Genomic DNA, 18718 nt, shown 5'->3' with positions numbered 1-18718 from the left:
TATCTGATTTATATGGTATTGACGATATTTATTGGCAACGGAAGTTAATGGTGTATTCGTAATCATCGCTACGTGACAAATCTGGTGTACCCGTGCCAAATATCGAGCCGACGACAGCACCTACTTGACCAACCATACGGCCAGTACGCTCGTTTAAGATGCCATTATATTTTACATTATCATCAACGATAATTACTTGCTTGCTTCGACAGGTTTTTTGAGCACTATCAATTGCGTTTTGCTGTGCCTTGACTTTGGTATCAGCGATACCTGTTGTCTCATAGATAGAGTTGGCACGCTGAATCACTGGTGAAGAAGGCGTACTTTGACAGGCGCTCAAAGCAAGTGCAGCCGCTAACGTTGCCGTCAAACTGGCAGTTTTATTAAAAGTATTCATAAATAATTCCTGATTTATATAAGCAGAACGTCTTAGCTATAGGCAAAGCTTTATGAATGTAGCTTATCTAGATATTACCTGTCTAGACAGTTATTGTGTGCTGTATTACCGGTATATTGCCGATGAACCTTGCCTTAGATATAAACCAGTTTAAAACTTCAAGAACAGCAATATTTCAAAACGGCAGATAACCATTATTGACCAAAAATAAAACAAGTCGCATTCGTACACAGCAAATCACTTGAAATATAAATTGTATCTAGGATAATTGAGCCATTCATTTTTTATTAATAAGTAATACTATGCAATTGATTCCTGCTCCTGCTGGCGTGCTCGAGGTTGACGCACTGTGGCAAAATGACAATCCTAATGATCCAAATACAGACACGGTGGCGCTGCTGTGCCATCCCAATCCGTTGTTTGATGGTACGATGAATAACAAAGTGGTCACCACCATGTATCGCTTTGCCCGTGATAATGGTATGCATGTGGTGCGCTTTAACTTTCGCGGCGTTGGTCAATCGACAGGCGAGCACGATTATGCGGAAGGTGAAGTGGTCGATGCAATGACCGTGCTACAATGGATTGCTGAACAAACCAATGCTCGAAAGCTATGGCTGGGTGGTTTCTCTTTTGGTGGCTATGTCACGGCACGCGTGGCTGAGCAAGTGCTTGAAGCCGCACATATATGGGGATTGGGTGACTTTGAAGTCACGAAAATTGCCCTGATCGCACCATCAGTCGAAAAAAACGACAGTACTGATATTAGTTTGCCTGCAGATAGAACTTTTGAGATTTATGGTAATGCGGATGAAGTAATTGAACCTGATAATATGCAGGCATTTGCAGACCGATTAGGCATTGAAGTCAGCGTGGTCGATGGCGCGGGTCATTTCTTCCATGGTCGCTTATCAGAGCTCAAAGGATTACTAGACAAGCATAGCTTTGGGCAGGACAGCTAATTTATTTGTTACCTAGCCCATCTTAATAGCTTCTGCTTTGATATGGTTTAGCATGGCTTGCTTGGCAGCACCAGTACCGTGCTAAATTATCCTACTATTTTGATATTTATTTAATCCAACGATGAGTCGTATTATGAGTTTATCTCCATTGCAACGTTACGAGAAAGCCGTCAGTACAGATGAGTTTACTCGGGATGAGCAGCAATTTCAGGCCATGAGCTATCTTGATGAGATATACCATCAGCTCATCAATAGTGCACCGCAAAAGAAAGGTTTTTTTGGCTTTTTAAAATCTAAGCCTGTCGCGCCAACGGGTCTTTATATGTGGGGCGGGGTTGGCCGCGGTAAAACGTGGATGATGGACATGTTTTATGACTCGTTGACCATCGAGCGCAAGATGCGTCTGCATTTCCATCATTTTATGCAGCGTGTCCATAGAGAGCTTAACAAACTACAAGGTGAGAGCGATCCGTTAGAGAAAGTCGCTGATATTATTTATAAAGAAGCGGTTATTATCTGTTTTGACGAGTTTTTTGTTTCTAATGTCTCTGATGCCATGATATTGGGCGATTTGTTCACTATGCTGTTCAACCGCGGCATTACTTTGGTTGCCACCTCAAACATTGAGCCAGCTGGACTGTATAAAGATGGCTTACATCGTGACCGTTTTATGCCTGCCATTGCGGAAGTTGAGCGTCATACGACGGTAATGAATATTGACTCGGGAATTGATTATCGTCTGCGCGTATTGCAACAAGCTGAGTTATACGAAGCGCCGCTTACTAAGGCGAACTACCATTGGTTAGCCAACCGTTTTGCGAGCTTGTCAAATAATCAGAAAATTAGTAAAGAGCCCATTACTATCAATGGACGAGAAGTAAAAATCAACGCTTGTACCGAAGATATCTTATTCTGTGACTTCCGTCATCTCTGTATGGCACCGCGTTCAGCCGCTGATTTTATTGAGCTTGCCAAACGCTTTAGCACCGTTTTAGTTGACTCTGTGCCAGCACTAGATGACGACTTGCGTGATCCAACGCGCCGTTTCATTTATCTCGTCGATGAATTTTATGATCGCCGTGTGAAATTATTGGTACGGGCAGAGCAGCCGATTCTAGATTTGTATCAAGGAGAAAAATTGGCGTTTGAGATTGAACGTACTCGTTCACGCCTGCTTGAGATGCAGTCAGAGGACTATCTACGCATGGACCACCGAGTCGAAGATGTTGCGTAGTTTACTGCTGAGTTGAGACTGCCTGCGTGTAGTTCTCAACTGCTCTATAGCCGTTAAAAGTAAGAAAACGACATTATAAATAATAAGTAGTGACAGATAATAATAAATAAGGATAAAACAATGACTACAACTGACAATGCTGATAATAAAAGCCAAAAAATAGAAGACAAAAAACTGTCTGTGAAGAACGTAGCAGCGAATGATATCTCATCTACCAGTGACGAGCTGATAGGTTGGATCAATTCAAGACGCAGTATGGGCAATCTAGATGAGCCAGCACCGACGCGGGCGCAGATTGAATCTGCCATTGAGTGTGCGGCAACTGCGCCAGATCATAAAAAATTGCGTCCTTGGCGCTTCATCGTGACGCAAGGTGAGGCGCGCCATGAGTTAGGCCGTGCCTTGCTCGAAGCTGCCCAAGCAAAAGCGCTACAAGATGGCGAAGAATTGACTGAGAAAACCATCACTAAAACTCAAAATATGCCATTGCGAGCGCCGCTAATCATAACGGCTGTGACTCAAATGCAAGAACACAAAAAAGTACCACCTTTTGAGCAAATGCTCAGTGCGGGTGCTGCTGTACAAAATCTAATCTTGGCGTTAAAAGCCCAAGGATTTAGTACGGTTTGGCGCACTGGGCTGTTATGCAATGAGCCTGCGGTAAAAGCGTATTTCGGCGTAGGTCCAGATGATTATGTGACCGCTTTTGTTTATACTGGCACAAGTCCCAAGGACGAGTCCAAACGCAAACCTATCGATATCGAACCGCTAGTTCGCTTCGAGTCGTAATGTAGCTTAGTACTGTCTATTTATAGGATTATAATTTCACAAAGTTGTAATTCAAAAAGAGTAAAGCCAGTAGCTGAGCACAATAGATTCTATTGATAATACGTCAGTCAACACGGATAAAAGAACATGACAAGCCCTAATAATAGTAATAAAAACAACACCAGTGCTAATAATGAGACGGACAAAGAATCGTCTGAAAAGCAGAACGGTATGCTTGCAGGTATTTTTGAGCGGGCAACCAAGTCAGGTCTCGGCCGTAAAAAGTCAAACCCTAGTCCTGTTGGATCAGCTGTGGCAAAGGATATGGCAGACATTCATAGCAATCCTACCAAGCTGCGCTTGGCGTTTTTAGGTGGTGGTAGCTTTGGTACGGCAATGGCAAATTTAGCCGCACGTAATGGCTGTGATACCACGCTATGGGTACGTAACAAACGTACGGTAAAAGCAATGGCGAAAACACAGACCAATAAAAAGTATCTACCAGGCTATAAGCTTGATGATCGACTGAAATACAGCCATGATTTGGCGGCAAGTGTCAAAGATAAAGACATTATTTTTATTGCTGTGCCAGGTTTAGCCTTTCGTGAAACGCTAAAAAACATCGCGCCTTTTATCAGTGGTCAGTCCATTGTATCGTTGACTAAAGGTATGGAAAAAGACACCTTTGCGATGATGAGTGATATCATCAAAGAAGTGTTGCCAGAAGTGAACTTTGGCGTTATGTCAGGACCGAACCTCGCTATCGAAATCATGAAAAATATGCCATCTGCTACGGTTATCGCAAGTGAGTCGGAACCATTACGTCATGCTGTACAAGCAGCATTACATAGTGCTTTCTTTAGAGTATTTGCTAGTGATGATATACGCGGCGTCGAGCTTGGCGGCGCGCTAAAAAACATCTACGCAATTGCCATGGGTATGGCAGCCGCTTACGAAGTAGGTGAGAATACTAAAGCGATGATTCTTACTCGTGCTTTGGCAGAAATGAGTCGTTTTGGCGTTGAGGAAGGTGCCAATCCGCTCACTTTCTTGGGCTTGTCAGGGGTAGGCGACTTATACGCCACTTGTAGCTCAGAGCTAAGTCGTAACTATCGTATCGGTAATATGCTTGGACGCGGTATGAGTATTGATGCTGCGGTCAAAAAGCTTGGCCAAACTGCTGAAGGGGTAAATACCATTCAGCAAGTACATGAAAAAGCGACCAAAGCGGGTATCTATATGCCAATTACTCATGCGCTCTATGCGGTCATTTATGAAGACAAGGCCGCTCTAGGCGTTGCGCTACATCTAATGGAAGCAGGATTCCGTAGCGATGTTGAGTTTGTCATGGCGCATGATCATAGCAATGCAGCACTTACGGCTCATATGAAAACCTCTAATAGCAATACTAAAAGCAAAGACAGCGATGCTGATAAGTAAGACACATCATTAAAAATCAGTATCAAGAGAGTCGAACTTAGCGCTCCAAGGAAGGTTATGAAAATTATATTAGTACGTCATGGTCAAGCAGAAGACGAAACACGTCCAGATAGTGCACGTCAGCTGACGGACTTTGGTCAGCAGCAGGCAGCGCAAACGGCAGAGTATGTGACCACTCACTATAGCCCAGATCGTTTTGTAGTTAGCCCTTATATTAGAGCGCAGCAGACTTTGTCTGCATTCCAGTCACGAGCACCGCAAGCCGCCTCATCTGTGCAAGACAATATCACGCCCTCGGATGACGCTCGCCAAGCTTTGATAGATATTGCCAATATTGAAGCTGAGTGTTTGGTCATTGTTTGTCATATGTCTATCGTCGCCTATATCGCGGGATTGCTTACAGAGGATTATCCTGAGTCATTTTCTCTAGCGGAAGTCAGAGTGTTTGATATGGAGTTTGTGATGACTGGCATGGCAACGGAAGTTGATCGTTTTGTTCCTGACCAGCCTTATTAGACTAGACATTCTAATATTTTGCTTAGAAACGATTTGCTAGAGCAGAATTGATTAGATATGACGGATTTAAAATGGTATTGGCGAGAAGCATGCCAGCTATTAATCGTATAAAGTCATTCAGTTATTTTAAAAACCGTATCAACCTTAACAATATTTTGATAACCGCAGCAATAATTGAGGACACGTTTAGTGTTACATGTTTGGTTACGAGCGCAGCATAGCCCGCTAGCTGTCTGGCACGAAGATATACAGCAATGGCAAATGGTTGATGGTTGGCAACAGCTACAGACAATCTATGGTAACTATAAGTCCAATAGCCAAAAGGCGCTTTGTCTATATTTTCCCTCAAGTCATGCATTGCAAGTGGATACGGCACTTAATGCTGCTCAGCTTAAACAGCTGGGTAATGGCGGCAAGCAATACTTATTTGAAGAAACTTCATTAACACCTATTGAGCAATTAAACATCCGCCAATTGAGCCATGCTGATACGACGCAATTGTATGCACTGGCACAAAACGATATTGAGGCATGGCAGCAAAGTGTGCAGCTAGCCGGTATGAATATAGTAGCGTTACTGCCAGATTTTTTATTGTTGCCACCGCCAGAAGAGGGCGCAGGTCAGCAAGTGACTCTTTATCAAGATTCGCAGACTATGCTGCTGCGCCAATCATTGCGTCAAGGTATGGCCGTCAGCTATTTACCACTAATGTTTGAGCGTTTCCCGCATTTAAGTGAGGTAATGGTGTTGCCTTCTATTGAGGCAGCTATTGACGTATCGCTTGACTCGCTAGATTCCTCATCGACGCTAGAGTTAGTGGCGCAAACTAAAACGTTGATCGCTGATCATCAGCTATTGCTGACGACCCTGCCTACAGTACCTAAGCCAATTGACAGTCCTGAACGTCACGCGCTTAATTTCTTTATGAAATCTACTGACTCACAACTATCACCATATTTGCGAGTGGCGATGATGGTTGCGCTATCAGCGTTAGTGCTGCAAATAGCAACCGATGGCGTACAGTGGTATAAATATAATGAAGCAACCGCAGCAACCAAGACTGCAATTGCAGCACAATATCAATCTTGGTTCGCCGATGAGCCACTGAGTACGCGCACTAAACTGCAAGTACAGCTGCAACCAAAACTGCGTAGCGATAGCCAAGCGCCTGCATCACATATGGCCGCACTGTCACGCATATCACCATTAATTAAACAGTCCTCATTGCATGCACAGTCACTGGTAATGCAGCCATCAGCGCTCAGTTTTACCTTGATTGCTCCAGATCGCGGTAGTCTTGATAAATTTACGAGCACGCTGGTAGCACAAGGCTTAAATGCCAAACTTGCACAAGTGAATAGTAATGACCAAGGTCAGTTTAGTGGTCAAGTCACTGTCAATGTGGTAGAAAATAATATTGCAGAAAACAGCGACATGGCAAGCAATGCGACAGCGTCGTAACTCATCAAGGTATTGGTAATAAAGGTCAAAACATGAAACGATTACAACGCCGTACCAAACGTAATGCAGCTGTCTCTGCAACCAGTACTAAGGCTCATGTATTGTCAGAGCGTATGAATAATTATCAAAATGTACTAACGACGCGCTGGCAAGCATTACCTTCACGCGATCAACTAGCGCTAGCTATATTGTCTCTATTTTTACTGTTATTTATTGGCGGCTATGGTGGCTATAGCGTTCATCAAGTAGCGAGCGATAGTAAAAACGACTATCAGGAGCAAGTGGCAGATTATTTTTGGTTGCGTGCTCAAGCAGGTAATATTGATAATAAGGTATCAAGTGCGGCTACCACGGTTAATGGAGAGGCTGATATGCCACCTGCCAGTCGTATTAACGCGTTGTTGAGTGGTTCTGGCATTGCAGATGCTCAAGTGGTTGCAGCTGGTGATTTAGTACAATTGAGCTTTACGCATCCGAGCCAAGCAGTGGTCAGTACGGCACTTGGCAAACTTGAACAACAAGGTTGGCAGTTCACGCAATTGTCTATGCAGCAGGATACAACTAACAAATCTATTCAGGTACAGGCGACAGTCGCTTTGTAGAATGCGTCACACAGATGCTTAACTCTCAGTCATTTTTATACCATCGCATTTTGTGCTTAATTTCAAAATAGGGCTTTATCCTTGCTATCATTGAAAAGCCACTCATCTAGCACCATTAAATGTGTATTAGCCAAACACATAACAACCATAAACAATCGCTCGATAGCCAATCCGAGCAGCAGTCACATCACTAAACTGAGTCTACCCATAGCGATTAATGAGCACAAATACGACCTGTAAGGAAAAAATAATATAATGAGTGACAGACTGAGAAACGACACGCAGCGTTCTTTGACTACTTATAATCACATCACTTATTTTCTATATGTGATCAGTTACTTTACGGCAGGTCTACTGTGGATTGTGCCGATTGTCATGAACTATGCCAAACGTCACGATGCTGATGGAACATGGCTGGCCACGCACTTTGATTGGCAGATTAAGACTTTTTGGTACAGTATTGTTTGGTTTGTCATTGGTATTATTATCATTACCTTTGCGTTGGGCGGCTTTGGCGTTAGCGTGTTGGCAGATAGTGGCAACATTGCTATCGGTTCGGTATTGTTGGCAGGGGTGGGTTTACTTATTATGACCTTTACCTTTATCTGGCATTTATATCGTATCATTCGTGGCTGGATTGCGTTGACCGATGGTCGTCCTGTGCCCTAATAGCGATTAATCTGTATTTACTACAGTGCGAATATAGAAATTTACCGCATGAAACTTTGCTCTTATTTCTGTTAAGCTGATATAATCGCTGCGCCTGATTTCATTCGCATTATTCATTCACTTTTTTTCGAGCAGGGTCTGTCATTACTATGTCTTATGCCTTACTTCGTCCTTTTTTGTTTAATCTGGATCCCGAGCACGCCCATGAGATGACGCTGTCTTTATTGGATAAAGCGCACAAAGCGCGTGTGCTAGGCTTGGCATATGGTCAGTCGATGCAACCCACGGATTGCATGGGATTGCAGTTTGCTAATCCCGTTGGTTTGGCGGCAGGGCTGGACAAAAACGGTGACTATATCGATGCACTCGCAGAGCTGGGCTTTGGTTTTATCGAAGTAGGGACAGTGACACCAAGACCGCAAGTAGGCAACGATAAGCCAAGACTGTTCAGAATCAAGCAAGCAGATGCGATTATCAATCGTATGGGCTTTAACAATGAAGGTATCGATTATCTGATCGATAATGTCAAACGCTGCAAGTATAAAGGTAATATCGGTATCAACATTGGTAAAAACGCTGATACGCCAGTAGAGCAAGCTGCCGATGATTATGTCTATTGTTTAGAGCGCGCCTATCCGCATGCCTCATATATCACGGTCAATATCTCATCGCCGAATACTAAGAATTTACGTGATTTGCAAAGCGGCGAGGCCCTAACTCGTTTGATGGACACCATCAAGAACCGTCACAGTCAACTGGCCAATGAATATGGTTTTTATGTGCCACTGGTGCTGAAAGTTGCTCCTGATTTAGAGCCTCTGCAAGTGGATTATATCTCACAGCAGCTAATAGATTTTGAGATTGATGGTTTGATTGCGACCAATACAACACTAAGCCGCATAGGTGTCGAAGACTTGCGTGATGGCGACCAAATGGGCGGCTTATCTGGTCGTCCTGTGAGTCATATTAGTACCCAGATTTTGCAACAATTCTCTGATCAGTTAGATGGTAAAGTCGCTTTGATAGGCGTGGGTGGTATCGATAGTGGTGCCAAAGCCGTCAAAAAAATCGAAGCAGGCGCAGACATGGTACAGCTCTATACGGGGCTTATTTATCGTGGTCCTGGACTGGTGCAGTCTTGCATTCAGGCAATCGGTGGCTATTACGATGCCATGGAAAGTTAATCCACTAAATAAGGTAATAAGGCGTAAAGCATGAGTGGTTTAGATATTGTGATTGCTATTGTTGTCTTGATTGGCTTATGGCGCGGCTTTCAAGTAGGACTGATTAAAACAGCAATAGGCTTGGTAGGTTGGTTTATCGCCCTTATCGCTGCTACTAGGCTGGCAGGAGTAGTGTCGCCCCAATTAACGGGTATCGTACAAAATCCTGTACTACAGATGGCAATGGCCTTTTTATTGGTAGTGATTGCCATATTGGCAATCATGCATCTGATAGCGTTTGTATTCTCAGGCGTGCTCAAAACCTTACGTTTGGGCGTCTTGGACAAAATGGCAGGCGGCGTACTGGGTGCTGCCAAAAACGTACTAATGGTCTTGGTTGTATTGAGCGTCAGTGCGCCATTGCTAGTGCAGATGCCGCAGTGGCAAACCTCCGTACTAGCGCCAGAGCTAATGCCATATGCACCGATGGGCAAGGCGTTGGTATCAGATATATTAGGCATGGCTTGGGATCAGGTCAATCAGTCGTAATTGTTTAATTGCCTATTATTTTATCTGACTGTCTATTATTTTACTTCTTTTTATACTTCTAAATGTTTGCACGTGTCATTGATAATCAAACATAGATTATCGAAAAATCTCGTTAAGTTTCTTACAATATCATCAGGTTAGCGGCGTGCGACAGTGAGTGATTTTAGCAATATACTGTCGTTAAGTTTGCCGTTATTGTCGTACTAATGTATGAGTCAAAATAGGATATAGCTATTATGTGTGGAGTCATTGGAGTTGCAGCTCACGAACCAGTCAATCAGATTCTTTATGACGGTTTGACGATGCTACAGCATCGCGGGCAAGATGCAGCAGGTATTGTCACTTTGCAAGATGGGCGACTCTATCTACGTAAAGAAAATGGCATGGTACGTGACGTATTTATGAATCGTCATATGATGAAACTGGTTGGTAAGTTTGGTATCGGTCACGTTCGTTACCCGACAGCTGGTACTTCTAGCAGTGCTGAAGCGCAGCCATTTTATGTCAACTCACCATATGGTATTACCCTTGCGCATAATGGTAACTTGACCAATGCTGAGAGTTTGGCCAAATCTTTGTACATCGAAGATCGCCGCCACCTTAATACTGACTCAGATTCTGAAGTACTGTTAAATGTACTGGCACATGAGATGCAGAATCTAGGCAAAACACATCCAACGGCTGATGATATCTTTGAAGCAGTAAAAGCCGTCTATAAACGCTGTGAAGGCGCTTATGGCGTTGTCGCTCTGATCACTGGTCATGGCTTACTTGCATTCCGTGATCCAAACGGTATCCGTCCACTTATCTTTGGTAAGCGTATGGCACCGAATGGCGGCACTGAGTATATGGTTGCCTCTGAATCAGTTGCATTGACAGGTTCTGGCTTCACTATCGTTCGTGATGTAAAACCAGGCGAAGCAATTTTCATTGATTTGAACCATAAGCTGCATACGCATCAGTGCGTAGAGCAAAAAGAATACACGCCTTGTATCTTTGAATATGTTTACTTTGCTCGTCCAGATTCGATTATGGACAATATCTCAGTTTATAAATCACGCCTACGTATGGGTGAAAAACTGGCAGATAAAATCCTTGCTGAATGGGGTGAAGATCATGATATCGACGTTGTCATTCCAATTCCAGATACCTCACGTACTTCAGCGATGGAGCTGGCACTAAAAATGAATGTCAAGTACCGTGAAGGGTTTATGAAAAACCGCTACATCGGTCGTACGTTTATTATGCCAGGTCAGCAGCAACGCAAAAAATCAGTTCGCCAGAAACTAAGTGCTGTGCCGCTAGAGTTCAAAGGCAAAAACGTGCTGTTGGTTGATGATTCTATCGTTCGTGGTACGACCTGTCATGAAATCATTCAAATGGCACGAGATGCTGGTGCTAATAAAGTGTTTTTTGCCAGTGCTGCGCCACCAGTGAAATTTCCAAACGTATACGGCATTGATATGCCCGTACGTAGCGAGCTTATTGCCTCAGGCAATAGCGTTGAAGAAGTACGTGATATCATCGGCGCAGATCGTTTGATTTTCCAAGATTTGGATGATTTGATTGACGCAGTAAAAGACACCAAACACAGCCGAGTGGAAGGTTTTGATTGTGCGGTATTTAACGGCTGCTACATCACTGGTCAGATCAATGAAGCGTATCTTGATCACCTGCAAGAGCAGCGTAACGATACTGCCAAAACGGGTAAAAAAGGCGTACAAATAGTGGCTGATACCCCAGTTGATATGATGGGCGTAGAAGAGCTTTAAGTCGTACTAAAGCCATTGTTTTCAGATAACAAAAAGCTAGATTCTATTTAGAATCTAGCTTTTTTATGTTTAAAATATCGCTAAGGGTACTGACGTTTATATAAGTGGGCGGAATTTTTAGCCTAAAAAACTGCTAAATAACCAAAACAGACCATTGATTGCTGCGATACCGACAACCATACTGACCAAAAGCTGACGGCTGATATGATAAATAAACAATACCAAAATAAGTGCGCCGATTTGTGCCATTAATAGATGTAATTCAGTGTCGCTTAAAGCAACAGTCGTCGATATGTCTTGATAAGAGAGGCTAGTTAAAATTAACAGTACCATCACTGATAATGGCAAACTCTCATTTAATCGGTGTAGCCAAGGTGTATCGAGTAGCTTTCTAGGTATCAGTGCGGGTAGCGCACGAGTGATAAAGGTCACTGCTGCCATGGCAAGCGTAGCAAAAATAAGATAACTACTGGTCATAAGAGTCTCCCGTCTTTTGACGCTCTATCCAAAACCCACGTACCAAAATCATAAACATGCAGATAGTGATGGCTACTAGTAGCAACCAGTCACTGGTAAATAGCGAAGCAATGATTAAGCCAAGCATGGCAATACCAATCGGGAAGTAGCGTTTGATACTTTGAAATTGCTCATAAGCCAGAATTGCAAACAGACAAACCAACGCAAAATCTAAATTTGGCACCAAGTCACTGAGCGTACTGCCAATCAATACGCCAACCGTACTCGCCAGTACCCACCAGCTTTGGTTAAATAGGCTGATAGGAAGTATCAGGGCTCGTCGCGACTCATTTGGCAAGCTTGTCATGATCGAAAAAGTCTCGTCGGTCAACGCAAACAAACAATACGTCTTGGCCAGCTTGTTTTTTGGTAAATACTGTAATAACGGCATACCATAGAATACATGACGTAGATTAATCGCAGCAATATTGGTGGCGATATTGCCAATCGGTAGGCCAGCGCTCAGCATTGGCAGACAAGCATACTGAGCTGCACCAGCATAGAGAACGATACTGAGCATAATCGTTGCCCATATCGGGATACCTGCTACCTGTGCGAGTACACCAAAGGCAATACCTGCAGGCAGATATCCCATAGCAACTGGCAAGCTTTTCTTAAAGCCCTCAGCCCAGTGGTAACGGTTTTCATGTTGATGACTTAGTTCATTTGAATGAGTATTCACACGACATCCTAAATTTTTCTTATGATATTTTTATAAATCTATCGATATAAAAATTATTGATTCAAACGGTATTGCTGCAAAATTAAAAAGCAAAAAAGGAGCTTAATAAAGATGCTCTATCGAAAATTGATAGAGCAAACACGATATAAAATTAACTAAGCTTCAGGTTGTAGTTTTTCATAACTGCCAGTCTGATTGGCACGGTACAAAAACCCACCTAGAATGACTAGTCTCAATAATAATAGACACCACACGCTAAGCCAAATACCTGTCATATCCCATTGCTGATAGAGCAACCAGCTCAAAGGGAAGAAAATAGCAGCCAGTACCAGCGCCGCATTACGAATCACGCTACCAGCCGTTAAACCAAAAAATATCCCATCTAGCCAATAGGCACCAACGCCTACAAGAGGCAATAATACGGCATATAAATGGTAGTCATAGGCGAGGGCAAACACTGACTCAATGTTAGTCATCAATCCTAAATACGTAGGCATCGAAAGCCACCAAATGACGCTCAACATGATAGCAAGACCATAACTAACTACGCCTGTACGCTTCACAATAATACAAAAACGTGGCCAATCGCGACGTCCTGCAGCTTGTCCACTCAATGTTTCAGCAGAGACGGCGACGCCATCTAAAGCGAAGGCAGATATGCTTAATACTTGCAATAAAATAGCATTGGCAGCCAGTATGACGTCACCGCTTTGGGCAGATAGTCGAGTAATCCAAGCAAAGCTCAGCGTTAAAATAAGAGTACGTACAAAAATATCTTTGTTTAAAGAAAATAGCCTAAGCATCTTTTCTTTCGTAAAATACTGACGATCCGCTTTGAATAATACAGGCCACGATATTTTTAAATGTTTGAGGCTCAACCATAATGCCATCAGTATTCCAAACCAAAATGCAATAGTCGTTCCTAGTGCGACACCAGCTAATCCCATCTGCATTGCAAATACAAAAAACAGAGTCAGTACGATATTAAGTACAGCAATAAAGCCCTGCTGATAAAGCATATAACGTGTCTTACCTTGTCCTGCAAACCAACCAATAAATGCAAAATTCATCAGCTCCGCGATCACGCCCCAAAAGCGTACGTCTAAGTAGGTTTTTGCTGCGCGTCCACTTTCAGGATTGGCTGACAGTGCTTTTAAGCCAAAATCAATCAGCCATGGTTTTGCGAGTAGCAATATTGCTCCAATAACAAACGCCAATAGTAACGCGCGTTGTAAGATAGACAGCAAAGGCATGGGCACTGATAAGGTTGGTGTATTGCTAGTATTATTAGCCAGTTGTCCCAATGCCTGCGCAGCAAGTCCAGATGATGCATACTGCAAAAAGTTAAAGCTAACAAGCAATAGCGATAGCAGCTGTATGGCCAAACCCATGCCAGCAAGTTTCGCTGTGTCATTCATATTGCCGACAATGGCCGTATCAATAACGCTCTGCAATGGCATAGCCAAATTGGCGAGTAGCACAGGCAATGCAATCGCGACAATACGCTTATAGCTTGTGTCAATAGGTGGCATCGCTTGAGAAGTTGCGGAATTAGCTGACATGTGTAACTCGTTTATGCGTGAACGATAAAGAGGTGTATTCGTTAAATGATAATAAAACTGTAAGGCAGGACATTTAATATAAGAGACAAAATAGCTATAAAGACAAAAGCACCTAGACTCATTATTCATGAGTCAGGTGCTCTTATTTAAACGTTGTAGCTGTACAATCAGTAATTATATAAAGTGTCATAACACGCTAGTTCAACGTATCAATCCATCTAATATACCTTACTAGACGTTGTCTTGCTCAAACATTTTTGGATCGTTGAAAGTAACGATTTCTTCTTCAAACTCTGGTTTTACTTTTACGATAAAGTCATCACGCGATAGACCCATGCGCAGCGGAATCGAGCTGGCGATATAAGTCGATGAGTAAGTACCCGCAAGCAAACCAATAAACAGAGCTACTGAGAACCAGTATAATCCATCACCGCCCAAGAATAGCATAGCTAGTACGACCAATAGAACAGTTGAGATGGTCATAATCGTGCGTCGTAGCGTCTCGGTCAATGACAAATCAATCGTCTGTTCAGGCGTAATTCCGCGAACACGGCGGAAGTTTTCACGGATACGGTCATAGACAACGATGGTATCGTTCAATGAATAACCAATCAACGCCAATACCGCAGCCAATACCGTTAAGTCAAATGGGAAGCCGAATAGTGCAAATACACCAATGGTTACGACGGCATCATGGAACAGTGACAGTACAGCACCTAAAGACAGTTTGAACTGGAAGCGTAGGGCAACATAGCCAAGCATACATACCAGTGCCAATACCAATGCCATGACTGAGTTTAAATAAACCTCATTACCAACTTGGCTACCAATGATGTTAACGTTGCTAATCGTAGCGGTGTTGCTAGGTAGTGCCAATGCTTGCGTCAGATTTGCGCTTAGCCCATCGACGTTATCAGACTGAGGCGGTAGACGTACCAATAGCTCTTCACGAGTACCTAGATACTGTACAACCGCATCATCGAAGCCATTGTCTGCTAGTGCTTGTACAACAGCAACTTGCTCAACAGGCTGCTCATAGCGCACATCAGCAGAGACACCACCAGTAAAGTCTAGTCCTAAGTTCAGACCATTTACCGCGATAGCAATGATACTACCGATCACCATAAATAAAGACAGTAGTGCCATCGGCTTTTCTATCTTCATAAATGGAATGATACGCTGGTTACCAACCGCTTTGATGCCACCTTCAGCAACAGCTGCGGCATCATCAGCGGCGTCACCTGATATTACGTCAGAATCAACAGCGGTAGACAGTGCTTGACTGTCTTCGGCATTTTGACCTTTACCACCGCGACGACTAGAGCTTTTACCTGACTTTGCGGTAGTAGGGTTATTGGTTTTAGTATTGCTACCTTTACCATCACGACGCGGTTTGTTACGGCGACGCGTACTTGCATTGGTCGTGTCACCGTTTGAGCCATTTCGATCAGGATTATTCTGCTGTTCTAAAGGGTTGTTATTATCGATCGCCATAATATTCTCCTAACCGATGCTCAGACTTTTGATGGATTTACGCTTACCATAAGCAATTTGTACCAGTGCACGTGTCACCAAAATAGCGGTGAATAGCGAGCTGACAATACCAATAGCTAGCGTAATCGCAAAGCCTTTAATCGGACCAGTACCAATCGCAAATAGGATAAACGCGACCAATAAGGTTGTAATGTTGGCATCAAAAATACTGCTAAATGCGCGATCGAAACCTGCCACAATGGCTGATTTTGGCCGTACGCCATTGGCAATCTCTTCTCGTATTCGCTCAAAGATCAGCACGTTGGCATCAACTGCCATACCAATGGTCAAAACGATACCTGCGATACCCGGTAGGGTAAGTGATGAACCCAAAATTGACATAATCGCAATGATAATAATAACGTTAACGGCTAGCGCAACGTTGGCAATCACACCGAACAGACGATAGAAGATAATCATAAACGCGAAGACTAATAGATAGCCGACTTGCGTAGAGAACAATCCTTTATCAATGTTTTCTTGACCGAGTGATGGACCAATAGTGCGCTCTTCTACGAAATACATCGGTGCAGCAAGTGCGCCCGAGCGTAGCAATAGCGCAAGCTCAGCTGCTTCAGCACTACTATCTAAACCAGTAATACGGAATGATGAACCCAATACCGCTTGAATGTTGGCGCGGTTGATGACTTTGGTTTCAGCATAAGGTGTGCGTACTTCAGTCGTCTCACCAGTCGCTGGATCTTCTTCGTAAGTGATTCTTTGTTTGTTTTCTATGAACAATACAGCCATCTGTTGGCCAACAGCTGTACGTGTGGCGTTCTGCATAAGCTTACCGCCAGCACTGTCCAAGGTAATACTTACTTCAGGTAGACCGCTTTCATCCAAGCCAGTTTGCGCGTTGGTTACTTTGTCCCCGGTGACAATCGCTTGACGATCTAACAATACAGGAGGACCATCGAGTGTTTCGAATGGGAATGCCTCTGTACCTGCTGGAGGTATGCCGCCAGTATAGGTATCGGCGTCTTCTGCCACCATACGGAACTCAAGGTTTGCAGTACGACCAAGCACACGTTTTGCTTCAGCAGTATCTTGTACACCAGGTAGCTCAACGACGATACGGCTAGCACCTTGCGACTGTACCAAAGCTTCGGTAACACCCAACTCAGCAATACGGTTACGTAAAGTCGTTAAGTTCTGGTTGACCGCGTAGCTATTGATTTCGTCAAGTGTCGCATCGTTATACGATAAAACCAATGCAGGACCTTGATCATCAATAGAAGACTGCAAGTTAAACGTATTGCTCATTGAGCCTTGTAATACGTTTTGGGCACGGTTACGAGTATCAGTATCAGCAAAATGCAATACCACGCCGCGATCTTCGGTCTTGATACCTTTAATTGCTACTCGCTCAGCACGTAGCTCACGTCGCATATCACGACTGGCGCTGGTCAAACGCTGTTCAAGCGCTTTGTCCATATCGACTTCGAGTACAAAGCGTACACCACCACGTAAATCGAGACCAAGCTTCATCGGTCTTGCACCGATATCGCGTAGCCACTGCGGGGTAGTCTGTGCTAGGTTAAGGGCAACGACATAGTCTTCGCCCAAGTTTTGACGTAGCACTTCTTGCGCCTTTAGCTGGTCGACTGGGTTGTTGAGGCGTACCAGCGCGCTGTTGCCCTCAAACGTACCATCGTGGTTATCTAGACCTGCCTCTTCGAGTAAGCTTTGAGACTCGGTTAAGATGCCTTCAGATAGCTGAGTTCCTGCGGCTGCGCTCGTAATCTGCACAGCAGGTTCGTCAGGATAAAGGTTGGGGGCAGCATATAGACCGGCAATGAGTAGCACGACGGCAATTAGTAAGTATTTCCAAGCGGGATATTGCATAATCACTTCTTTAAGTTGATAAACGACTGGCGACGTAGGCCACAAGTTAGCAGATGGGAAGTTAGCGATAGCAACGGTCGAGTGCTATGTTCAGCAGCCGTCATCATGCACCATTGCGATCATCCGCGATGATAGTAACGCATAAAACAGTAAAGCAAATAATACAGATGTCTGTTTATCTGGTCACCAAAAACCATATGGCTGACTTGGATAAAGATAGGACATCTAAACGGTAAGCCTAATTTATATAGCAATTTTACCTTACTGTGTTAATAGCGAAAAATGACCGTAAATCATATACGGTCATTTTTTAGTCATTACATTCGTTAATGTGACGACTATTGAGTATTCACTAATAAAAACCAGTGAACATTCTAATTAGACGCTTTCGATCGTGCCAGCAGGCAATACTGAAATAACAGAAGCACGTTGTACTTTCACGTCAGTATTGTTGTTTAGGCTCACAACGGCATAATCGCCTTCGATTGCTTTGATACGACCCATTAAGCCACCAGCAAAAATGATTTCACTACCAACGGTCAATGCGTTAACCATGGCACGGTGCTCTTTGGTACGCTTAGACTGCGGGCGAATGACCAAGAAGTAAAAAATCGCAAAAAACGCAACAGGCAGTAAAATCTGACCGAATAGACCTGCAGCACCTGCAGTCTCTGGTGCAGCATGGGCAGCTTGAATAAATAAGCTCATAATATCTCTCAGTAAGTCATAGACAATAATAAAATTAGACGCATAGTAACAAAAAATCCCAGACTTGGTAACTGTTAATCATAGGCTGAGCGTGTTTTTCTTAGCGTAAGGCATACTATCAGCCAATGGGTAGGACAACAATGTTTTTACTATATTCAGATAATCTATATAAAGCCTCAGGCTAAATAGCTGTCATGAATTGGCTAGTAGAGACCATCCCGAATTCTGTGTAACTGCCGTTTAGATTAAATGCTTGCTGATACGGTCATCAAACATAATCATAAAACGATTCAGAGCAGACGTCCAGTTACGGATTGGCATCGACCACTTTTTGGA

18 protein-coding genes are annotated in these 18718 nt (G+C 43.5%); 11 read left to right on the top strand and 7 right to left on the bottom strand.

What is annotated here, in order from left to right; genetic code table 11:
* Positions 1–28: 28 nt before the first annotated feature.
* Positions 29–397 (bottom strand): hypothetical protein, encoded by a 369-nt coding sequence (locus tag JMX63_RS12100; RefSeq protein ID WP_102094773.1) that lies wholly within the window; start codon positions 395–397, stop codon positions 29–31.
* A gap of 302 nt (positions 398–699) precedes the next feature.
* Here JMX63_RS12100 and JMX63_RS12095 point away from each other — a divergent pair, with 302 nt between their 5' ends.
* From JMX63_RS12095 to purF, 11 genes are all read left to right on the top strand, one after another.
* Positions 700–1359, top strand: a complete 660-nt coding sequence (locus tag JMX63_RS12095; RefSeq protein ID WP_114700983.1) for an alpha/beta hydrolase — start codon at positions 700–702, stop codon at positions 1357–1359.
* A gap of 133 nt (positions 1360–1492) precedes the next feature.
* Positions 1493–2593 carry a cell division protein ZapE gene (gene zapE / locus JMX63_RS12090; protein ID WP_057759500.1) on the top strand — a complete coding sequence of 367 codons (1101 nt, stop codon included), beginning with the start codon at positions 1493–1495 and terminating at the stop codon, positions 2591–2593.
* 120 nt (positions 2594–2713) lie between these two features.
* Positions 2714–3382, top strand: a complete 669-nt coding sequence (locus tag JMX63_RS12085; RefSeq protein ID WP_201572613.1) for a nitroreductase family protein — start codon at positions 2714–2716, stop codon at positions 3380–3382.
* Positions 3383–3508: 126 nt separating this feature from the next.
* Complete coding sequence (locus tag JMX63_RS12080) at positions 3509–4801, top strand: NAD(P)H-dependent glycerol-3-phosphate dehydrogenase (RefSeq protein ID WP_201572611.1); 1293 nt, start codon at positions 3509–3511, stop codon at positions 4799–4801.
* Between the two features lie 57 nt (positions 4802–4858).
* Positions 4859–5317 carry a SixA phosphatase family protein gene (locus JMX63_RS12075; protein ID WP_201572609.1) on the top strand — a complete coding sequence of 153 codons (459 nt, stop codon included), beginning with the start codon at positions 4859–4861 and terminating at the stop codon, positions 5315–5317.
* A 189-nt stretch (positions 5318–5506) separates the two neighbouring features.
* The gene (gene gspL / locus JMX63_RS12070; protein WP_201572607.1) at positions 5507–6778 is read left to right on the top strand and encodes a type II secretion system protein GspL; all 1272 of its coding nucleotides are present in this window, start codon (positions 5507–5509) and stop codon (positions 6776–6778) included.
* Positions 6779–6810: 32 nt separating this feature from the next.
* Positions 6811–7380, top strand: a complete 570-nt coding sequence (gspM, locus tag JMX63_RS12065; protein ID WP_201572605.1) for a type II secretion system protein GspM — start codon at positions 6811–6813, stop codon at positions 7378–7380.
* Between the two features lie 255 nt (positions 7381–7635).
* Complete coding sequence (locus JMX63_RS12060) at positions 7636–8049, top strand: DUF4870 family protein (protein ID WP_201572603.1); 414 nt, start codon at positions 7636–7638, stop codon at positions 8047–8049.
* 149 nt (positions 8050–8198) lie between these two features.
* Positions 8199–9233 (top strand): quinone-dependent dihydroorotate dehydrogenase, encoded by a 1035-nt coding sequence (locus JMX63_RS12055; RefSeq protein ID WP_201572601.1) that lies wholly within the window; start codon positions 8199–8201, stop codon positions 9231–9233.
* A 30-nt stretch (positions 9234–9263) separates the two neighbouring features.
* Positions 9264–9761 carry a CvpA family protein gene (locus JMX63_RS12050; RefSeq protein WP_201572599.1) on the top strand — a complete coding sequence of 166 codons (498 nt, stop codon included), beginning with the start codon at positions 9264–9266 and terminating at the stop codon, positions 9759–9761.
* A 236-nt stretch (positions 9762–9997) separates the two neighbouring features.
* Positions 9998–11533: an amidophosphoribosyltransferase gene (purF, locus tag JMX63_RS12045; protein ID WP_101205374.1), complete on the top strand. Its 1536-nt coding sequence runs from the start codon at positions 9998–10000 to the stop codon at positions 11531–11533.
* Positions 11534–11650: 117 nt separating this feature from the next.
* On the opposite strand, the gene JMX63_RS12040 is transcribed toward purF, so the two are convergent.
* The 6 genes from JMX63_RS12040 to yajC all read right to left on the bottom strand — a co-directional run bounded on the left by JMX63_RS12040 (position 11651) and on the right by yajC (position 18382).
* Positions 11651–12010: an AzlD domain-containing protein gene (locus tag JMX63_RS12040; RefSeq protein WP_201572597.1), complete on the bottom strand. Its 360-nt coding sequence runs from the start codon at positions 12008–12010 to the stop codon at positions 11651–11653.
* Positions 12000–12731, bottom strand: coding sequence for an AzlC family ABC transporter permease (locus tag JMX63_RS12035; protein ID WP_227673329.1), 732 nt, complete (start codon positions 12729–12731; stop codon positions 12000–12002). Before JMX63_RS12035 ends, JMX63_RS12040 begins: the two co-directional genes overlap by 11 nt.
* A gap of 155 nt (positions 12732–12886) precedes the next feature.
* Complete coding sequence (locus JMX63_RS12030) at positions 12887–14293, bottom strand: MATE family efflux transporter (protein WP_201572595.1); 1407 nt, start codon at positions 14291–14293, stop codon at positions 12887–12889.
* A 231-nt stretch (positions 14294–14524) separates the two neighbouring features.
* Positions 14525–15787: a protein translocase subunit SecF gene (gene secF, locus JMX63_RS12025; RefSeq protein ID WP_102077945.1), complete on the bottom strand. Its 1263-nt coding sequence runs from the start codon at positions 15785–15787 to the stop codon at positions 14525–14527.
* A gap of 9 nt (positions 15788–15796) precedes the next feature.
* Positions 15797–17674 (bottom strand): protein translocase subunit SecD, encoded by a 1878-nt coding sequence (gene secD, locus JMX63_RS12020; protein WP_201572593.1) that lies wholly within the window; start codon positions 17672–17674, stop codon positions 15797–15799.
* 378 nt (positions 17675–18052) lie between these two features.
* The gene (gene yajC / locus JMX63_RS12015) at positions 18053–18382 is read right to left on the bottom strand and encodes a preprotein translocase subunit YajC (protein ID WP_057759529.1); all 330 of its coding nucleotides are present in this window, start codon (positions 18380–18382) and stop codon (positions 18053–18055) included.
* Positions 18383–18718: the final 336 nt, after the last annotated feature.

Origin of the sequence: Psychrobacter nivimaris (genome assembly GCF_904846365.1) — a bacterium.
In the GTDB taxonomy this organism is placed as follows: domain Bacteria; phylum Pseudomonadota; class Gammaproteobacteria; order Pseudomonadales; family Moraxellaceae; genus Psychrobacter; species Psychrobacter nivimaris_B.
The sequence above is the reverse complement of the archived record's forward strand: the minus strand, read 5'-3'. Positions and strand labels throughout refer to the sequence as shown.

Bases quoted from the DNA above. Each gene is read 5' to 3' on its own strand.
- zapE (WP_057759500.1), top strand. From the start codon at position 1,493: ATGAGTTTATCTCCATTGCAACGTTACGAGAAAGCCGTCAGTACAGAT.
- JMX63_RS12100 (WP_102094773.1), bottom strand. From the start codon at position 397: ATGAATACTTTTAATAAAACTGCCAGTTTGACGGCAACGTTAGCGGCT.
- JMX63_RS12030 (WP_201572595.1), bottom strand. From the start codon at position 14,293: ATGTCAGCTAATTCCGCAACTTCTCAAGCGATGCCACCTATTGACACA.
- yajC (WP_057759529.1), bottom strand. From the start codon at position 18,382: ATGAGCTTATTTATTCAAGCTGCCCATGCTGCACCAGAGACTGCAGGT.
- JMX63_RS12055 (WP_201572601.1), top strand. From the start codon at position 8,199: ATGTCTTATGCCTTACTTCGTCCTTTTTTGTTTAATCTGGATCCCGAG.
- secD (WP_201572593.1), bottom strand. From the start codon at position 17,674: ATGCAATATCCCGCTTGGAAATACTTACTAATTGCCGTCGTGCTACTC.
- gspM (WP_201572605.1), top strand. From the start codon at position 6,811: ATGAAACGATTACAACGCCGTACCAAACGTAATGCAGCTGTCTCTGCA.
- JMX63_RS12085 (WP_201572613.1), top strand. From the start codon at position 2,714: ATGACTACAACTGACAATGCTGATAATAAAAGCCAAAAAATAGAAGAC.
- JMX63_RS12095 (WP_114700983.1), top strand. From the start codon at position 700: ATGCAATTGATTCCTGCTCCTGCTGGCGTGCTCGAGGTTGACGCACTG.
- JMX63_RS12040 (WP_201572597.1), bottom strand. From the start codon at position 12,010: ATGACCAGTAGTTATCTTATTTTTGCTACGCTTGCCATGGCAGCAGTG.
- JMX63_RS12050 (WP_201572599.1), top strand. From the start codon at position 9,264: ATGAGTGGTTTAGATATTGTGATTGCTATTGTTGTCTTGATTGGCTTA.
- JMX63_RS12060 (WP_201572603.1), top strand. From the start codon at position 7,636: ATGAGTGACAGACTGAGAAACGACACGCAGCGTTCTTTGACTACTTAT.
- JMX63_RS12080 (WP_201572611.1), top strand. From the start codon at position 3,509: ATGACAAGCCCTAATAATAGTAATAAAAACAACACCAGTGCTAATAAT.
- secF (WP_102077945.1), bottom strand. From the start codon at position 15,787: ATGGCGATCGATAATAACAACCCTTTAGAACAGCAGAATAATCCTGAT.
- purF (WP_101205374.1), top strand. From the start codon at position 9,998: ATGTGTGGAGTCATTGGAGTTGCAGCTCACGAACCAGTCAATCAGATT.
- JMX63_RS12075 (WP_201572609.1), top strand. From the start codon at position 4,859: ATGAAAATTATATTAGTACGTCATGGTCAAGCAGAAGACGAAACACGT.